The following is a 15,821-nucleotide window of genomic DNA, read 5'->3' as shown; positions in this document are numbered from 1 at the left end:
TAAATAATGAAATAAAGAATGAAACTAGGTAACGGCTAGTCGGAAAGAAACTTTCAAAGTTTTATATCCGATCAACATTGGCAAACTTAAAAATCAAACGCCCGACTCCCGGACCACCAATTCCGTTTTCACCCAAATTTCCTGATAAGGCGTATCACCCGGATTCTGAATGAGCTGGAGTAATAATTCGGCTGCTTTTTGTCCCATGGTATAGGCAAACTGCTCGACCGAGGCAATGGGCGGAAAATGAACGTATTCCATCATCGGTAGATTGGCAAAACTAGCAAAGTAAACTTCCTGATTGGGAATGATACCTTCAGCCCGAGCCTTTTCAATGGCATGCAGGGAAACGTAATCGTTAAACGTAATAATGGCCTGCGGCTTGGGGTCGTGACTGAGCAGGTAATGAACTTTCGTCTGCGTATCTTCTCTGGATAAATCCGAAGAGCAAATGAGCTGAGGCAGAATGGGCAGGCTTCGTTCCTTCATGGCCTGTAAGTAACCCCGTTGCCGCTCTTCGGCTACTTCCAGTTGGGGTGGGCCGTTGAGTAAGGCAATACGTTCCAGTCCTTTATGAGCCAGAAAATCCACCATCTCCTTCGCCGCCTGTGTAATGTTACTGCGGATTTTATGAGCTGGTACATTTCGGGGCACGCGGTCAAAAAACACGACTGGTATCCCGAAGTTTTCCAATTCTTTAAAATGCAGGTAATGATGCGTTTCAGCTGAAATGGAAGCAATAACGCCATCAACCCGGCTACTCAGGAAAGTAGTTAGGGCTCCCTTTTCCCGCTCCAGGCTATCTCTCGATTGCGAAATAACTACATTATATCCCTGCAAAGCATCCTCGATGGCGGTAATGGCCGTCGAGAAAAATTCTTCTTTTAAAAAAGGTAATACCACGCCAATGGTGTGGGTCTGTTTCTTCTTAAGTACCAGTGCTGCCGGATTGGGTCGGTAATGCAATTGCTTAGCCAGCTCCCAAACGCGTTCGCGGGTACGTAGCCCGATTCGGGGATTATTTTGAAGGGCTCGCGAGACCGTTGATATGGATACGCCTAACTGTTGGGCAATTTCCTTGATGGTCGCTTGGTGTTTAGGCATCTTTTCCACTGTCAGTCCACAAAATAAAATACTTGTGCAATCCTTTGCAATGCCTCAGGCTGGGCAAACTAGGTTCCGTTAGCAAAGAATTAAGCCTTGAAGCTCCTCCAAATCTGCTAAAAAGCTTGTTCTTTTGAAACTAGTAATTCGCAAAATCTAATCACAAACGATCCGCATGAACTCTCTTCTGACGGCGATACTTGAAACGTTTAAAAATTCTTTTGGTTCTGAACCTGCTTTACTGGTACGTTCTCCGGGACGTATTAACCTCATTGGCGAACACACGGATTATAACATGGGTTTCGTGTTACCCGCCGCCATTGACCGTGAAATGATTTTTGCGATTAGCCCCCGACCCGATCAAACTTGCCGAACCATAGCCTATAACCTTAACCGGGAAGAGACATTTACGACGGATAACCTAACAAAATCCGACGAGAAGTGGACGTATTACCTGAAGGGTGTTATTGATCAGATTCAGAAGCTAGGGTATGAGATAAACGGATTTGATCTGGTCTTTGGGGGAAATATTCCGGTAGGGGCAGGGGTATCGTCTTCGGCTGCTCTGGAGGCCGGACTGGCTTTCGCCCTGAATGAAATCTTCAAGCTGGGGATTCCTAAAATGACCCTGGTGCAGTTATGCCAGCGAGCTGAAAATCAGTTTGTAGGGCTGAACTGTGGGATTATGGATATGTTTGCTTCCTTAATGGGAGAAACCGATTCCGTAATTCGGTTGGATTGTCGTTCTCTGGAATACGAGTACTTCCCTTTCACGCAGGAAGAGCACGTACTGGTTTTATGCGATACCGGCGTGAAACACTCCCTCGGAACATCGGAATATAACACCCGTCGGCAGGAGTGCGAGCGGGGGGTAGCCATTTTACAGGCTCATAAACCCAGCATTCAAAGCCTTCGGGATGTAGATATGGCATTGCTGCTGGAGCACGAAGCGGAATTTGATCCCATTACCTTCAAACGCTGTAAGTATATGGTTGGTGAAATTCAGCGAGTGGTGGAAGCGTGTAAGGATTTGCAGGCGAACGATCTGGAGGCATTCGGTCAGAAAATGTATGAAACGCATGACGGACTTCAGCACGATTACGCCGTGAGTTGTGAAGAACTGGATTTTCTGGTGGATCAAACGCGGAATAATTCTTCGGTATTAGGTGCTCGTATGATGGGTGGCGGCTTCGGAGGATGTACGATTAACCTCGTCAAGAAAGAAGACGCAGATCAGTTTATTACCGAGATGACCCAGGCTTATAAAGAGGGTCTGAATCTGGATTTGGTTACTCACAAAGTAGTCATCAAAAAAGGTACCTCCCGCATTGAAGTAACCAATGAACAGGCTTAACATCCTAACTCTAAACCCAAAACTCTATCATGAGTGATTTTCAGTTTGATGAACATCCACATCGTCGTTATAATCCCTTAACGGATAGTTGGGTGCTGGTTTCGCCGCACCGTACCAAACGCCCCTGGCAGGGACAGGTGGAAAAATCGGTCGAAGACAAACGTCCTGAGTACGACCCGACCTGTTACCTATGTCCGACCAATACGCGTTCGAATGGCGAGAAAAACCCTGATTATAAGAATGTATACGTCTTTACGAATGACTTCTCAGCCCTGATTCAGGATACACCCTATGGGGAAGTTTCGGACGGGGAATTGTTTCAGGCTCGGAGTGAATCGGGTCTTTGTAAGGTGATCTGTTTTTCGCCTCGTCACGACCTGACCATTCCAGAAATGGCGTCGGAAGACATTCGTCTGGTCGTAGATGCCTGGTGTCAGGAATACGAAGAATTAGGAGCAAAGCCGGAGATTAACCACGTTCAGATCTTTGAGAACAAAGGTTTTGTCATGGGCTGTTCAAATCCCCACCCACACGGTCAAATCTGGGCTCAATACAGCATTCCTGACGAACCGTATCGTAAGCAGGTTAATCAGAAGAAGTACTTTGAGAAGTATGGCAGAACGTTGTTGAGTGATTATCTGGAAAAGGAATTGGTAAAAAAAGAGCGGATTCTTTTCGAAAATGAACACTTCGTAGCCCTGATTCCCTTTTGGGCCGTCTGGCCTTATGAAGCCATGATTATTCCTCGTCGGGCGATGGCTTCGATTCTGGATATGACCGACGCCGAACGCGATGGATTAGCGGAGGCTTATCGGGAGCTAACGATTCTTTATGATAATCTCTTTGAAGTTTCTTTCCCGTATTCGGCTGGTATTCACCAGGCTCCCACAGATGGTGAAGCTCACCCCGAATGGCACTGGCATTTTGTATTTCTGCCGCCCTTATTACGCTCGGCGACGGTAAAGAAATTTATGGTGGGTTACGAAATGCTGGCTAATCCTCAACGGGACATTACCCCCGAACAAAGTGCAAAACGCCTACGCGAATTACCAAAAACGCATTATAAAGGTGGAGTTGTTGGTTAATGGTTATTAGTTGTTATAAGGCTAAAACTGATAGCTGCCAGCTTTTTCGCTGGCAGCGGATCAATAGAGTAGCCCTTCTATTCACCTAATAATATAGCGTTGTTGGTTAAGGGTTGATAGCGATTAAAAAAAGCCATCTAAAGCTTCACGCTTTAGATGGCTTTCTAGTATTATTTGTAAGTCTGCTCTTGTGCCGGGCTATGTTATACCATTAAACCCCGCTAGATACTAGCAGCGAAAAAGCTGCTAGTGGAGGATTAACTTTTCTATCAACTCGAAACCCAAAACTCAAAACAAACAACCCCTTAACTAACTACGCCAACAAAGAATCGCTTCATCCAGCTTTCGGCGGCGGGTAATTCCCAGTTAGCACGAAACTCGCCTACGGTTTTTACCTGATTGTTGAAAATAATCGTGTCGGGTTGAATCGTTCCGGCTTTTACGGCGGACTTTCCTTTTAGACCATCCACCGAGTCAATGCCGTCTTCAGTTTTGAAAACAATGGAACGATCAAAGAAGTCAATGCCCGCCTGCTGACCAATTTGACTGATGATTCTTGTAGAAGCATCAATTGAGCAACCGCTGGCGGCGTAAGCTTTTTCGTCTACCGCTAATAATACAAATCTCGCCTGAAGAACCGTGACGGCGTTCGTTAAAGGCTGACCGTGAGCGGCCCATTCTTCAAAAGAAGCCTGCAACTGACTCTGAATCACTTCCTGCTCGGTAGTAGAAAGTGTACGGTTGGCCTGATATACCCAGAGCCGGGCATGGTCAGGCATCTGATCAAAATCGATTCGCATATTTTTTAGTTATGGGTTGGTTGTTGATAGTTGTTGAAAAGGGAATCTAAACAACTACTAACTAGCAACAATCAACTACTTTCCTATGAATTCCGAAACCAGGCGATTAGTTTCCGTGGTGGAGGTTTCCAGATCGTCGTTTATTAGAATAACGTCAAACTGATCCTGGAAAGACATCTCGAAACGCACTTTATAGAGACGTTTAGAAATGCTGTCTTCGGTTTCGGTACCGCGTGAACGCAGGCGTTGTTCGAGTACTTCCATGGAGGGTACTTTCACGAAAATCGACAGAGCTCTATCGCCGAAGTATTGTTTCAGCTTCAGTCCGCCTTTTACGTCTACGTCAAATAAAATCACTTTTCCGTCCGCCCAGACGCGTTCAATTTCCGATTTAAGCGTGCCATAATAGCCGCCGGGATATACTTCTTCCCATTCGGCGAAGGCATCTTCGTCGATCTTCTGTTTGAATTCGTCAATGCTCAGGAAATAATAATCTTTTCCGTGTTCTTCGGCCCGGCCACGTTTGTCGCGGGTACAGGCCGAGATAGAAAAGCCGAATTGATCGGGCTGGGAGGCCAGCAAATGTTTGACAAGTGTCGTCTTTCCGGAACCGGAAGGAGCACAGAATATAATGGCTTTACCGTTCAAACCAGTGAATTAGTTAAGGTCTGTTAATGAATAACCTCGGAGCGTACCCCGAGGTCATTGTAGCCTCAAAAATAAATCAGATGATTTAAAATCAGGTATAAAAAACGTAACTTCTTAAAAGTGAGAGAAGTAGTCTATCCGTAAAAGGTCTATTTTTCCAGGGCGTGTATTTTGCTCTTGATACAATCAGCCAGATTTTGCGGGACAGGTTTGTGTTCGACACGAAACTGTAAGGCCTCCTTGATTGCTTTCTGGAGGTTATAACCGTTGGAACAGGGTAAGCATTTGCCCAAATTCTGGCGAACGTGTTCAATTTCCTCGGAACCGGCTTCGCCGTCCAAAACCATCTGAATGAGTTTCATGCATTCGGCGTGATTCTCACAGTGCTCTTTCTTAACCACCTTCTCTGCTTCAGCAGATGAACTGGATTCGGGTGTCATGGGAGTCATGATAACATCTAAATAATTAGCGGGTGCTTTTGTTGGCGTAAACACCACCTAGTAAACGTGGAAAACTTAGGCCACAATCAACACTACACTTTTTTGGTTCCTGATTTACAGATAATTCTTTAAAACTATATTTCTTTCTCTTAATAAACTGAAGGAGAGTAATCTAAACGATGATTCTTTGGTAAGCAGAAAAATAGGACTGCTTGCGGGCAGTCCATGCTATAGCAGATTAATCTGCTAAAAAGTTTCCAACTTATAAGGAATCTTCATCTTCCGACTCTCCACTCGTGTCATAACCCATCGACGAAGCATAGGTTTTCAGCTTTTCTTTGAGTAACATCCGAGCCCGGTGCAAACGTGAACGCACCGTGCCGATAGGAATATCCAGAATTTTCGCCATTTCCTCGTAGGTAAATCCTTCTACATCGCAGAGGATCAGTACCGTACGGAAATCGACAGGTAATGCGTTCAGGGCATTGGTCACTTCATCTCCCAATAACTCCTGGACAGTTTCAGCCCGTAAGTCAGTAGTCTGGCTGGTACCAGCCATTTCTTCGGAATCATAATAGGTTTCTACCTCCTGGTAGTCAACCTTACTAGGCTCCTTTGACTTGCGGCGATAATCGTTAATAAAACTGTTTTTCAGGATCCGGAAAAGCCAGGCTTTTGCGTTGGTTCCTCGCTCAAAAGAGTTAATGAACCGAAACGCTTTCAGATAGGTATCCTGAACCAGGTCATTGGCGTCGTCCTCATCTTGAGTTAACCGAAAGGCAAAGTTATACATCGACTGGATGTGCGGCATAAGCTCTCCGTCGAAGATGTTGTACTTTTCGGTCTCTGTATATTGCCGGACGGCGATATATTCGTCGGCTGTCATGGCTGTGCTTATTTTTCGGGCTAAAGCTAAAATATTATTACGGTACAAAAGCCTGCCATCGGGGTTCTGCTGACAAAATGGCTGATAATAAAGATTAACACACTAGAAAACTATGCCTGAACCCTGAAGGAATTCCCTATGAGGGAATCAGCAGCAGGTATGAGTGCTACTTTTGGGGAAGGAAGGGCCCGGTCTTTCCCATCAGATTCCATAGAAAAGCCGTACCTTCGCAAAGATATTGAATTATTTGACTGCATAAAGGGTTGGTTAACGTAGTGTAGATCAGACTTATTTAATAATCAATTGTCAAACGCCAGTTCTAAAATAAACTTCATCTATAAATCCTTATGTCCAACGGAATTTATAACGTCCCGATTCCTAAAAACGAACCCATTTATGGCTATGCTCCCGGTTCTCCCGAGCGTCAGAAACTGAAAGATACGCTGGCTGAACTACGGTCGAAGCAGATTGATATGCCTCTTTACATTGGGAATCAGGAAATTCGTACGGATAAAAAAGTAGCCATGACGTCTCCACACGATCATCAGTACGTGTTGGGTCATTTCTACGAATGCGATCCTCAGCACGTAACGGAGGCAATTGAGGTGGCTCTCGAAGCCCGTCATGCTTGGTCGGTATTATCCTGGGAACATCGCTTGTCTATTTTCCTGAAAGCGGCTGAGCTTTCTGCTACTAAGTACCGCTATTTATTAAACGCATCTACCATGCTGGGTCAGTCGAAAAACGCGTTTCAGGCGGAAATCGACGCGGCTTGTGAATGGGTAGACTTCCTGCGTTTCAACGTTGCCTTCGCAACAGAAATTTACCGCAATCAACCCATTTCGCCCGACGCGACGATCTGGAACAAGGTAGAATATCGTCCACTGGAAGGTTTCGTATACGCCTTAACTCCCTTTAACTTCACGGCTATCTCAGGCAACCTGCCCGTATCGGCAGCGATGATGGGTAACGTAGTTGTTTGGAAACCTGCTCCCACGCAAATGTATTCAGCCTACGTACTGATGCAGGTGCTGAAAGAAGCGGGTGTTCCCGCCGGCGTAATTAACCTGATTCAGGGGGATGGTCCGATGATTGGTGATTTAGTATTTAGTCATCCAGAATTTGCCGGTATCCACTTTACGGGTAGCACGGCGGTGTTCAAAAGCATCTGGAAAAACATTGGCTCGAACATGGATAACTACCGTTACTATCCCCGCATTGTGGGTGAAACGGGCGGTAAGGATTTCATGATCGCTCACGAATCAGCCGATGTTAAAGCGTATGCCGCTAATTTATTACGGGCTGCTTTCGAATTTCAGGGCCAGAAATGCTCAGCTGCTTCACGGGCGTATATTCCGGTAAGCCTCTGGGACTCCGTTTGGGCGGAAATGAAAGCTATGCTCGAAACGTTCAAGGTGGGTGGAACAGAAGACTTCTCCAACTTTGTAAACGCAGTGATTGACCAGCGTGCTTTCCAGAAAATCACGGGTTTTATTGATCGGGCTAAAGAAAATCCTGCGAACGAAATTATCTGGGGTGGAACGTATGATGACTCAAAAGGCTGGTTTGTAGATCCTACCATCATCCTGACGAACGATCCGCATTCAGAAACAATGGAGCAGGAAATTTTCGGACCTGTTCTGACGATTTATTTATACGAAGCTGCCCAGTTTGAGGAAACGCTGTCACTCATTGACCGCACGTCGCCTTACGCTCTGACCGGAGCCGTATTCGCTCAGGATCGTTACGCCGTTGATCTGGCTACCCGTAAGCTGGTTAACTCGGCTGGTAACTTCTACATTAACGACAAGTGTACGGGAGCCGTAGTAGGTCAGCAGCCTTTTGGTGGAGCTCGCGGTTCGGGAACGAATGACAAAGCGGGTTCCATGCAAAACCTGCTGCGTTGGGTATCCGCTCGTACCATTAAAGAAGGCTTTATCCCTGCTACGGATTATCGTTACCCCTTCCTGGCAGAATAAGTATAGTTTACAGTTGTCAGTTTTCCGTTATCAGTTTTGGGTTAACATTATTAACCCTGAAAATTGACAACGGAAAACTGTAAACTCAAAACACTTCCCATTCATGCAAAAAGAACTTCACGCTTCGCAGCAGCCTCGGGTTTTTGAGGAGTTATCGAGTCGTCGTAAGCAGCAGCTTATGGCTTTTGATCGGGTATTAACGATCATGGATGAGCTTCGGGAGAATTGTCCCTGGGATCGGAAGCAGACGATGGATACACTCCGGCACCTGACTATCGAGGAAACCTACGAGCTTTCGGACGCGATTCTGGAGAAAGATTTACCCGAGATTAAGAAAGAGCTCGGTGATGTCTTACTGCATCTAGTATTTTACGCTAAAATCGCCTCAGAAACGGGTAATTTCGACATTACTGACGTGATGAATAGCCTGTGTGACAAGCTCGTGCACCGCCATCCTCATATTTATGGCGATGCTCAGGCCGACACCGAAGAAGAGGTAAAGCAAAACTGGGAGCAACTGAAAATTAAGGAAGGTAACAAATCTGTGCTGGGTGGTGTACCTTCTTCTCTTCCCGCTTTGGTGAAAGCCATGCGGATTCAGGAAAAAGCCCGTGGAGCGGGTTTCGACTGGGAAGAAAAAGAACAGGTGTGGGAAAAAGTGCGGGAGGAAATGGAAGAGTTTCAGGACGAGTTTAAAGCCGGAACCTCGCATGATTGCGAAAAGGCGGAAGGTGAATTTGGCGATGTTCTATTTTCACTGGTGAACTACGCCCGTTTCATTAACATTAATCCCGAAACAGCCCTGGAACGCACCAACAAGAAGTTCATTTCCCGCTTTCAGTATCTGGAAGAAAAAGCTAAAGCAGATGGTAAAGTGCTGAAAGATATGACGCTGGCTGAAATGGACATCTATTGGAATGAAGCCAAAAGCTTAGGTACTACCGTTAAATAACATTGGTTAATTTTTGAGTATAAATAATTGTTAGTTTCTGAATAAGGTTGGACGTTTGAATGTTAAATAACCAACCTTATTTATGAAATATCTTTATTCCTTTCTTCTGCTCTGCGGGGTAAACCTAACCTATGCTCAAGTAACTACGTACTTTGAGCAGGATTTTAGTAGCTCTTCCAATACTGCTGACTACAAAGGCGGTGGCCCCAATAAATTCACGGAGCTCGTTGCCAATGGCTCCTCCACGATTGATCTTTCTTCGCAAAAGTTAACGCTCAACAAGGCCGCCGGAAGCCAGATTCGGTTCTCTAAAACGGACGATCTGTTTACTCAAACGCCAACGATTCTTTACATTCAGTTTACGATTTCGGCCAACATTACTGAAACTTCCAACGCGACAACGCTCTACAATTACCTCTACGTGGGTAATCTCAATGACAACGGCAGCTTGCCCGCGAATGCTTCGGTCTTCGCTCGTTTAGGTTTTCACTTTAATACCCTAGGTAACTCTTTTCAATTACATGTACAGGAAGGCGGTTCAGTAAACAAAGGCCCTTATTCGGGTACGAAAACGGTTACCTGGATTATGAACGTCTCTAATGCTTCGACCTCTTACAACGATGACGAAGGCCGGGTCGGCACACTGGAAGCTAATAAAATGGACATCTGGGTAGATAATTCACTGGAATTTGATGAAGCCAGTGAATTATCCACGGGCGTTATGCCTACTGATTTCAAGTTCATCTGGAACAACAGTAATGGCACCGTCACTTTTGATAATCTGAAAATTAAGGGAAGCATGGGCCCAATGCCTGTGGAATTAGTGTATTTCAAAGTCACTCCTGTTGGGACTAAAGTGAGAATGAACTGGGCCACCAGTCAGGAGAAAAATGCTAAATCTTTCGTAGTAGAGCGGAGTAAAGATGCCGAGTTTTTTGAAGTAATCGGAACCTATGAGGCATCCGGTACGACGACGCAGCGGAACGAGTATTCAGCGGTGGATGAAGACCCATTAAGCGGAACAAGTTATTACCGCCTCCGGCAAATAGATGAAGATGGAACCCAATACATCTGTCGGACGGTATCTGTTGTAAGGAATAGGCCGACATTTGAATGGCAGGTAATGGGTAATCCCGCCGTTTCTGCTAAAGCCATTTACGTTCAAGCCATTCAACAAATGAGTTACGAGTTGTTTTCAAAATCCGGGCAACCCGTTCCTTTGAAAGTAGATCAACTCACCAGCGAACAGACCCTACTTTCACCCATGGCCATGCTGGAAAGTGGTATGTATGTGCTTCGAGCTAGTGTCGGGAATCAGACTTCCAGCCAGCGAATTATTATTCCTTAACAAAAAGCGGTTAGAGGGAGGACTCTAACCGCTTTTACTTTATAAAATCAGCTTACTGAACCGTAACGCTACGACTGCCTTTCCCCGTTGTATCAAAACACTTTAACTTTATGGGGCCTTTCACGGCTACCGGAGCTGAATATAAGCTCGATTGTACGGTAGGTTCGGAACCGTCTGTGGTATAGCGAATTTGCAGGCCTGGGTATTCCGTATTGGCTTTTAGCATACCCTTTTCCAGAATTGCTCCGGGCGTGGGAACGCGGTAGTTATAGCCCCCGTTCAGGTAACGCAGACGAGGTAACTCGCGTTGAGCCAGGTTATTTGCAAAAACATTCCAGCCTTCTGAAATAGCTTGCTCGCGGAGGGCTTTATTTTCAATGGTTTCCCATTTCCGTTCCGCTGACCAGGCTGTTTCTGCAAAACCCATCAGTTTGGGTAAAACGTAATACTCCATCATGTCCCGACCGCGAACGGTTTCCGTCCAGAGCTGAGCTTCCAGTCCTAAAATATTCTGACGTTTCTGAAGCTTCTCTTTGCCTGAAAAATCCAGAGGCTTACCCAGCGAATTCACATACGTCGTTTTGAAATAATCGTAAGGAGCGAACGTCCAGGCATTGCGAGGCCCCACATAACCGCCCCAGTACAGACCGGGCTCGGCGGGGTCATTGTTGTAAGCCAAATCCATGTACAGGTTCGTAACATTACAGAGCACAATGGGGTAACCTCCATTTGCCATGCGGTACCCCAGATCCAGGTCGAAGACGTTATTCCAGATGTAAGGAATGACCCCTTTCCCGGCAAACTCGGGGTTTGCTACGTATGTACCATTCGCGTCCACATTCAAGCCTATTTCTTCCCAGCCGTGTACTTCCAAATTATGCTTTTTCAGCTTGGGTAACATCTGACCGAAGAAATAACTCTGTAAATACCGGGGGCCTTTCACTTCAGGATGTTGTTTCAGAAAAGCATCCACCAGGGGAGATTTCGTCCAGACACCCATCGGAACTTCATCGCCACCGACGTGCAGAGCGTTGAGTTTCAGACCGGCTTCGTCGTATATTTTAACGACATCATTCACCACCGTTTCAAAGAAATGAGCCGCCGAAGGACGAACTACGCAAATCACGTTATCTGAATACGCCTGAGCCGAGCTGTATACGGATTTATCATCAGGATCAATCAGACGAAATTCTTCCGCCGCCTCTTTATTGCCTTCTTTCATGAAACGCTCGTAACGAGCTTCCATCGACTTAATAGCCGCCCGCGAGTGGCCGGGAAAGCCTATTTCAGGAATAATACGAATGTGACGATCATTCGCATATTGAAGAATTTCAATGAAATCTTTGCGGGTATAGTAACCGCTTCCGTAGGTGTCCTTGGCGTTTGCGGTTGGGCCAGAACCATAAGCCGGAGGTAAGGCATTATCCTTGATATTCTTCACATGCTGGCGGTGTGAGCCCACTTCGGTAAGCTCAGGTAATCCGTTGATTTCCAAACGCCAGCCTTCATCTTCAGTAATGTAGAAGAGCAGGTTGTTAATTTTATAGAAAGCTAATAAATCCAGCATTCGCAGGACGCTTTCCTTGGTTTGGAAGTTACGCGAAACGTCCAGATGAACGCTGCGGAAGCCAAAACGTGGGGCATCCTGGATTTGCAGAGCGGGTAACGTAAGCGAAGCCACAGGTTTGTTATAAGCCGCGACAGGAGCCAAAGCCAGTAAGCTCTGAACGCCATAGAATACGCCAGCGGCATCATTACCCGTAATGGTAATGCCTTCATTACTCACATTCAATTGATAAGCTTCTTTCGAAACACCATTTACCGTAACGGGGGCAATCTTTAGTAAAATTCCTTTGCTTGCCGCCGTCGTCGCTTCTTTCAGTGGGAAGGAAGTACCCGTTAAGGATTGCAGACGGTTATGGAGGAAAGTAGCTTCTTTTTGTAATTCTTTAGTATAATAAATGGGCCATTGGCTGCTCAGACTCACATTGCCCTGACCTTTGGTTACCTGAACGGGCATCGGCGTTAGAGCGGGTAACTGCTCGGGAGAGAGTAAAGATAAAGCCGAATTCTGCTGGTAATGATACGCCGCTGTGGGCAAAGGCATCTGGTCGTTCGGACCACGAAGGATCTGTTCTTTTTCTGTCATCGGCTCTGGGGTATATTCCGTTACCGTTTCGATGCGTTCGTTTTCGCCTTCTCCAAAAACAAAATAAAGTCCGACCGGAGCGTCGATCATTTTATTGATGGGGATTGTCCCCGCGTAAGGAATAGTTACGGAAGCTCCGGGTTTTAACTCAAAGCTTTCAGTGGGCGTGAGTTTGTACCAGTCGCCATTAATGTGTTCGACGGTGCCGGGAACGGGGGTAGTGGAAGCCAGAATCGTTCGGGGCGACATGCTGAAATACAGCGTCCATCCTTCATTGGTTAAGGTTTCTTCACCTTTATTAGTTAAGACAAACTGGGCCTGAAAGCCTGTGGTATCTTTCGGGAAATTAGTAAGGAGTTTCCAGGAAATGGCCACGCTCGATTCTCCCGAAGTTTTTTCGGAAGATTTACAGCTCAGGCATACCCAGACGCTTAGCAGAAGAAAAGCGGCAAGTAAGCTACGACGCATAAAGCAACAGGATTATCAATGTTTACGATTAAGCAAGTGGCTAAAGATACTAGACTTGAAAGATTTAAAATAGAATAATAGAGGTTAACCCTTAGAATGTGCTCATCCCATCTAAGTACCCACAAAAAAAGCCTGGATTTTCACCCAGGCTTTCATGCATTCACTAGTACGTTAGGAAGGCTGTACCCAAATTATTTCAAGTAACTTACTCAGCCGATCTTTTAATTCTTTACGATCCACGATGAAATCAAGGAAACCGTGTTCCTGAACGAATTCAGCACTTTGGAAACCTTTAGGAAGATCCTTACCGATGGTTTCCCGAATGACGCGGGGACCTGCAAAACCAATTAAGGCACCAGGTTCGGAGATATTGAAATCGCCAAGCATCGCAAAAGATGCCGTCACGCCTCCCGTTGTAGGATCCGTTAATAAGGAGATATAAGGAATCTTTGCTTCGTCGAGCAGGGCAATTTTAGCCGAAGTTTTGGCCATCTGCATCAGCGAGAAACCTGCCTCCATCATCCGAGCACCGCCCGATTTTGAGATCATCAGGAAGGGAATCCGGTTTTTGAGGGAGTAATCCATCGCCCGGGCAATTTTCTCACCTACTACAGAACCCATCGAACCACCGATGAAGCCAAAGTCCATACAGGCAACCACCAGATCAATACCATTGATTTTGCCGTGACCCGTGCGAACGGCATCCTTCAGACCTGTTTTTTTCTCCGTGGCTTTGATACGATCGGGATACGCTTTGGTATCCTTGAAATGAAGCGGATCGCCCGAGGTCATCGTGGCGTCGAGTTCAGTATAAAGGGTATCGTCGAAGAGTAGTTCAAAGTATTCCTGAGAACCTACTTTTTCGTGGTAATTACATTTCGAGCAGGTGTAAGCCTGCATTTTGTGCTCGCGGGTATGCATGATGTTACCGCACTCGGGGCACTTGTACCAGAGCCCGTCGGGGGCTTCCCGTTTGGCTTCAGTGGGCGTTTGAATACCCTTGTCTTTCCGGGTGAACCAAGACATATTTCTGCTTCTTGTTTTGAAGTCTGAAAGGTTAAGGGAGGAGGGTATCCTCAAGTCAAGCCATTCAGCACTTGATTTAGGACATCAAAGATAGATCATTCCTGACTTGTATGCGTGGGATAGACCGAGAATTTGTACTTTTCAAGGCAGCATTAATCCAATTTTTACAGAATATTGGATTTTTTAGACCTAAAATTGAACGAACTACCCCATAATCCAGCTTATTTATAGAGATGTACTGATGATCCCTGGAAAAATGCATAAGTTTGCAACAGTTGATTTTCAATTCTTCAGAATCGGAAAGCAGCACCTCTTCTTCATCAGCATGAGATGTTAAGAGTCAATAATGGAAGAGTGCACCTACTCTAAAACCAGTGATTCAAGACTTCCTTTGATACGAGTAAAAATTATATCATAATCTCTCATTTCAACGATTGGTATGGCCAATGCAACTAAAATTGCTCCAGGTGTTCTTTCTGGAGACGCTGTGCAGGAGTTATTCGAACTCGCCAAAAAACATCAATTTGCACTTCCAGCCGTAAACGTAATTTCAAGCAGCACCGTAAACGCGGTTCTGGAGACGGCTCGTGATCTGAATTCCCCTGTAATCATTCAGTTTTCGCACGGCGGATCGCAGTTCTACGCGGGTAAAGGCCTGAAAAACGAAAACGAACAAGCCGCTATTGCGGGTGCGATCTCAGGTGCTCAGCACATCCACCTGCTGGCTGAAAAATATGGAGTTGCGGTAGTTCTTCACACGGACCACTGTGCCAAGAAAATCCTTCCCTGGATTGATGGCGTGCTGGAAGCAGGGGAGAAATTCTACGAGCAAAATGGCAAGCCTCTGTTCTCTTCTCACATGCTCGATTTATCAGAAGAGCCCCTGGAAGAAAACATCGAAATCTCTTCAAAATACCACGAGCGTATGTCAAAAATTGGCATGACTCTGGAAATTGAATTAGGGGTAACGGGTGGTGAAGAAGACGGCGTGGATAACTCTGACGTTGATTCTTCTCGTCTGTACACGCAGCCTGAAGAAGTAGCTTATTCTTACGAGAAACTGAATGCTATTTCTCCTCGCTTCACGGTAGCAGCAGCTTTTGGTAACGTTCATGGTGTATACAAACCCGGTAACGTGAAACTGCAACCCGTAATCCTGAATAACTCTCAGAAATACATTCGTGAGAAGTATAATCTGGAAGCTGAGAAACCCGTGAACTTCGTATTCCACGGTGGTTCAGGTTCTTCTCGCGAAGAAATCCGCGAAGCAATCAGCTACGGTGCTATCAAAATGAACATTGATACGGATTTACAGTGGGCATACTGGGATGGTATCTTAGGTTTCTACAAATCCAAAGAAGACTACCTACAGGCTCAGATTGGTAACCCAACGGGTGAAGATTCTCCGAACAAGAAATTCTACGATCCCCGCGTATGGTTACGCGAAGGTGAGAAGTCTTTCATTGCTCGTCTGAAAGCGGCTTTCGAAGATCTGAACGCGGTTAACGTAAACCAATACTTATAGTAGTTTGGAGTTTTGGGTTTGGTGTGTTGAGTTACTGAACCTTAACTCTTTAGAGAA

Annotated in this window: 13 protein-coding genes; 6 read left to right on the top strand and 7 right to left on the bottom strand. The window is 45.8% G+C overall.

Going from position 1 to position 15,821, the window contains the following annotated elements:
* Nucleotides 1–93 precede the first annotated feature (93 nt).
* Nucleotides 94–1,104, bottom strand: coding sequence for a LacI family DNA-binding transcriptional regulator (locus tag QE390_RS07040; RefSeq protein ID WP_307141609.1), 1,011 nt, complete (start codon nt 1,102–1,104; stop codon nt 94–96).
* A gap of 175 nt (nt 1,105–1,279) precedes the next feature.
* Between QE390_RS07040 and QE390_RS07035 the strand changes: the two genes are divergently transcribed.
* Entirely contained in the window at nt 1,280–2,458 is a 1,179-nt protein-coding gene (locus tag QE390_RS07035) for a galactokinase (RefSeq protein WP_307141608.1), read from the top strand.
* Nucleotides 2,459–2,487: 29 nt separating this feature from the next.
* Complete coding sequence (locus QE390_RS07030; protein ID WP_307141607.1) at nt 2,488–3,543, top strand: UDP-glucose--hexose-1-phosphate uridylyltransferase; 1,056 nt, start codon at nt 2,488–2,490, stop codon at nt 3,541–3,543.
* Nucleotides 3,544–3,848: 305 nt separating this feature from the next.
* Here QE390_RS07030 and QE390_RS07025 read toward each other — a convergent pair whose 3' ends face one another.
* The 4 genes from QE390_RS07025 to QE390_RS07010 form a co-directional block, all read right to left on the bottom strand.
* Nucleotides 3,849–4,343, bottom strand: a complete 495-nt coding sequence (locus QE390_RS07025) for a hypothetical protein (RefSeq protein ID WP_307141606.1) — start codon at nt 4,341–4,343, stop codon at nt 3,849–3,851.
* Between the two features lie 75 nt (nt 4,344–4,418).
* Nucleotides 4,419–4,991, bottom strand: a complete 573-nt coding sequence (gene gmk / locus QE390_RS07020) for a guanylate kinase (RefSeq protein ID WP_106637465.1) — start codon at nt 4,989–4,991, stop codon at nt 4,419–4,421.
* A gap of 149 nt (nt 4,992–5,140) precedes the next feature.
* Nucleotides 5,141–5,431 (bottom strand): phosphohydrolase, encoded by a 291-nt coding sequence (locus QE390_RS07015; RefSeq protein WP_157830386.1) that lies wholly within the window; start codon nt 5,429–5,431, stop codon nt 5,141–5,143.
* 262 nt (nt 5,432–5,693) lie between these two features.
* Nucleotides 5,694–6,317 (bottom strand): sigma-70 family RNA polymerase sigma factor, encoded by a 624-nt coding sequence (locus QE390_RS07010; RefSeq protein ID WP_106637467.1) that lies wholly within the window; start codon nt 6,315–6,317, stop codon nt 5,694–5,696.
* 347 nt (nt 6,318–6,664) lie between these two features.
* Between QE390_RS07010 and pruA the strand changes: the two genes are divergently transcribed.
* From pruA to QE390_RS06995, 3 genes are all read left to right on the top strand, one after another.
* Complete coding sequence (gene pruA / locus QE390_RS07005; RefSeq protein WP_307141605.1) at nt 6,665–8,296, top strand: L-glutamate gamma-semialdehyde dehydrogenase; 1,632 nt, start codon at nt 6,665–6,667, stop codon at nt 8,294–8,296.
* Nucleotides 8,297–8,399: 103 nt separating this feature from the next.
* Entirely contained in the window at nt 8,400–9,248 is an 849-nt protein-coding gene (mazG, locus tag QE390_RS07000) for a nucleoside triphosphate pyrophosphohydrolase (protein WP_307141604.1), read from the top strand.
* 82 nt (nt 9,249–9,330) lie between these two features.
* Nucleotides 9,331–10,596: a T9SS type A sorting domain-containing protein gene (locus tag QE390_RS06995; protein WP_307141603.1), complete on the top strand. Its 1,266-nt coding sequence runs from the start codon at nt 9,331–9,333 to the stop codon at nt 10,594–10,596.
* 52 nt (nt 10,597–10,648) lie between these two features.
* On the opposite strand, the gene QE390_RS06990 is transcribed toward QE390_RS06995, so the two are convergent.
* A complete protein-coding gene (locus QE390_RS06990; RefSeq protein WP_307141602.1) occupies nt 10,649–13,213 on the bottom strand; it encodes a family 20 glycosylhydrolase in 2,565 nt (854 codons plus the stop codon).
* A 171-nt stretch (nt 13,214–13,384) separates the two neighbouring features.
* Nucleotides 13,385–14,239, bottom strand: a complete 855-nt coding sequence (accD, locus tag QE390_RS06985) for an acetyl-CoA carboxylase, carboxyltransferase subunit beta (RefSeq protein ID WP_106637471.1) — start codon at nt 14,237–14,239, stop codon at nt 13,385–13,387.
* A 439-nt stretch (nt 14,240–14,678) separates the two neighbouring features.
* Between accD and fbaA the strand changes: the two genes are divergently transcribed.
* The gene (gene fbaA, locus QE390_RS06980) at nt 14,679–15,764 is read left to right on the top strand and encodes a class II fructose-bisphosphate aldolase (RefSeq protein ID WP_106637472.1); all 1,086 of its coding nucleotides are present in this window, start codon (nt 14,679–14,681) and stop codon (nt 15,762–15,764) included.
* Nucleotides 15,765–15,821: the final 57 nt, after the last annotated feature.

It is taken from the genome of Siphonobacter sp. SORGH_AS_1065, assembly GCF_030818595.1.
Lineage (GTDB): Bacteria > Bacteroidota > Bacteroidia > Cytophagales > Spirosomataceae > Siphonobacter.
This window is presented reverse-complemented; position numbering and strand designations above follow the sequence as displayed.

Coding starts and splice junctions, on each gene's coding strand:
- accD (WP_106637471.1), bottom strand. CDS start 14,239: ATGTCTTGGTTCACCCGGAAAGACAAGGGTATTCAAACGCCCACTGAA.
- mazG (WP_307141604.1), top strand. CDS start 8,400: ATGCAAAAAGAACTTCACGCTTCGCAGCAGCCTCGGGTTTTTGAGGAG.
- pruA (WP_307141605.1), top strand. CDS start 6,665: ATGTCCAACGGAATTTATAACGTCCCGATTCCTAAAAACGAACCCATT.
- QE390_RS06995 (WP_307141603.1), top strand. CDS start 9,331: ATGAAATATCTTTATTCCTTTCTTCTGCTCTGCGGGGTAAACCTAACC.
- QE390_RS07025 (WP_307141606.1), bottom strand. CDS start 4,343: ATGCGAATCGATTTTGATCAGATGCCTGACCATGCCCGGCTCTGGGTA.
- QE390_RS07010 (WP_106637467.1), bottom strand. CDS start 6,317: ATGACAGCCGACGAATATATCGCCGTCCGGCAATATACAGAGACCGAA.
- fbaA (WP_106637472.1), top strand. CDS start 14,679: ATGGCCAATGCAACTAAAATTGCTCCAGGTGTTCTTTCTGGAGACGCT.
- QE390_RS07040 (WP_307141609.1), bottom strand. CDS start 1,104: ATGCCTAAACACCAAGCGACCATCAAGGAAATTGCCCAACAGTTAGGC.
- QE390_RS07015 (WP_157830386.1), bottom strand. CDS start 5,431: ATGACACCCGAATCCAGTTCATCTGCTGAAGCAGAGAAGGTGGTTAAG.
- QE390_RS06990 (WP_307141602.1), bottom strand. CDS start 13,213: ATGCGTCGTAGCTTACTTGCCGCTTTTCTTCTGCTAAGCGTCTGGGTA.
- QE390_RS07030 (WP_307141607.1), top strand. CDS start 2,488: ATGAGTGATTTTCAGTTTGATGAACATCCACATCGTCGTTATAATCCC.
- QE390_RS07035 (WP_307141608.1), top strand. CDS start 1,280: ATGAACTCTCTTCTGACGGCGATACTTGAAACGTTTAAAAATTCTTTT.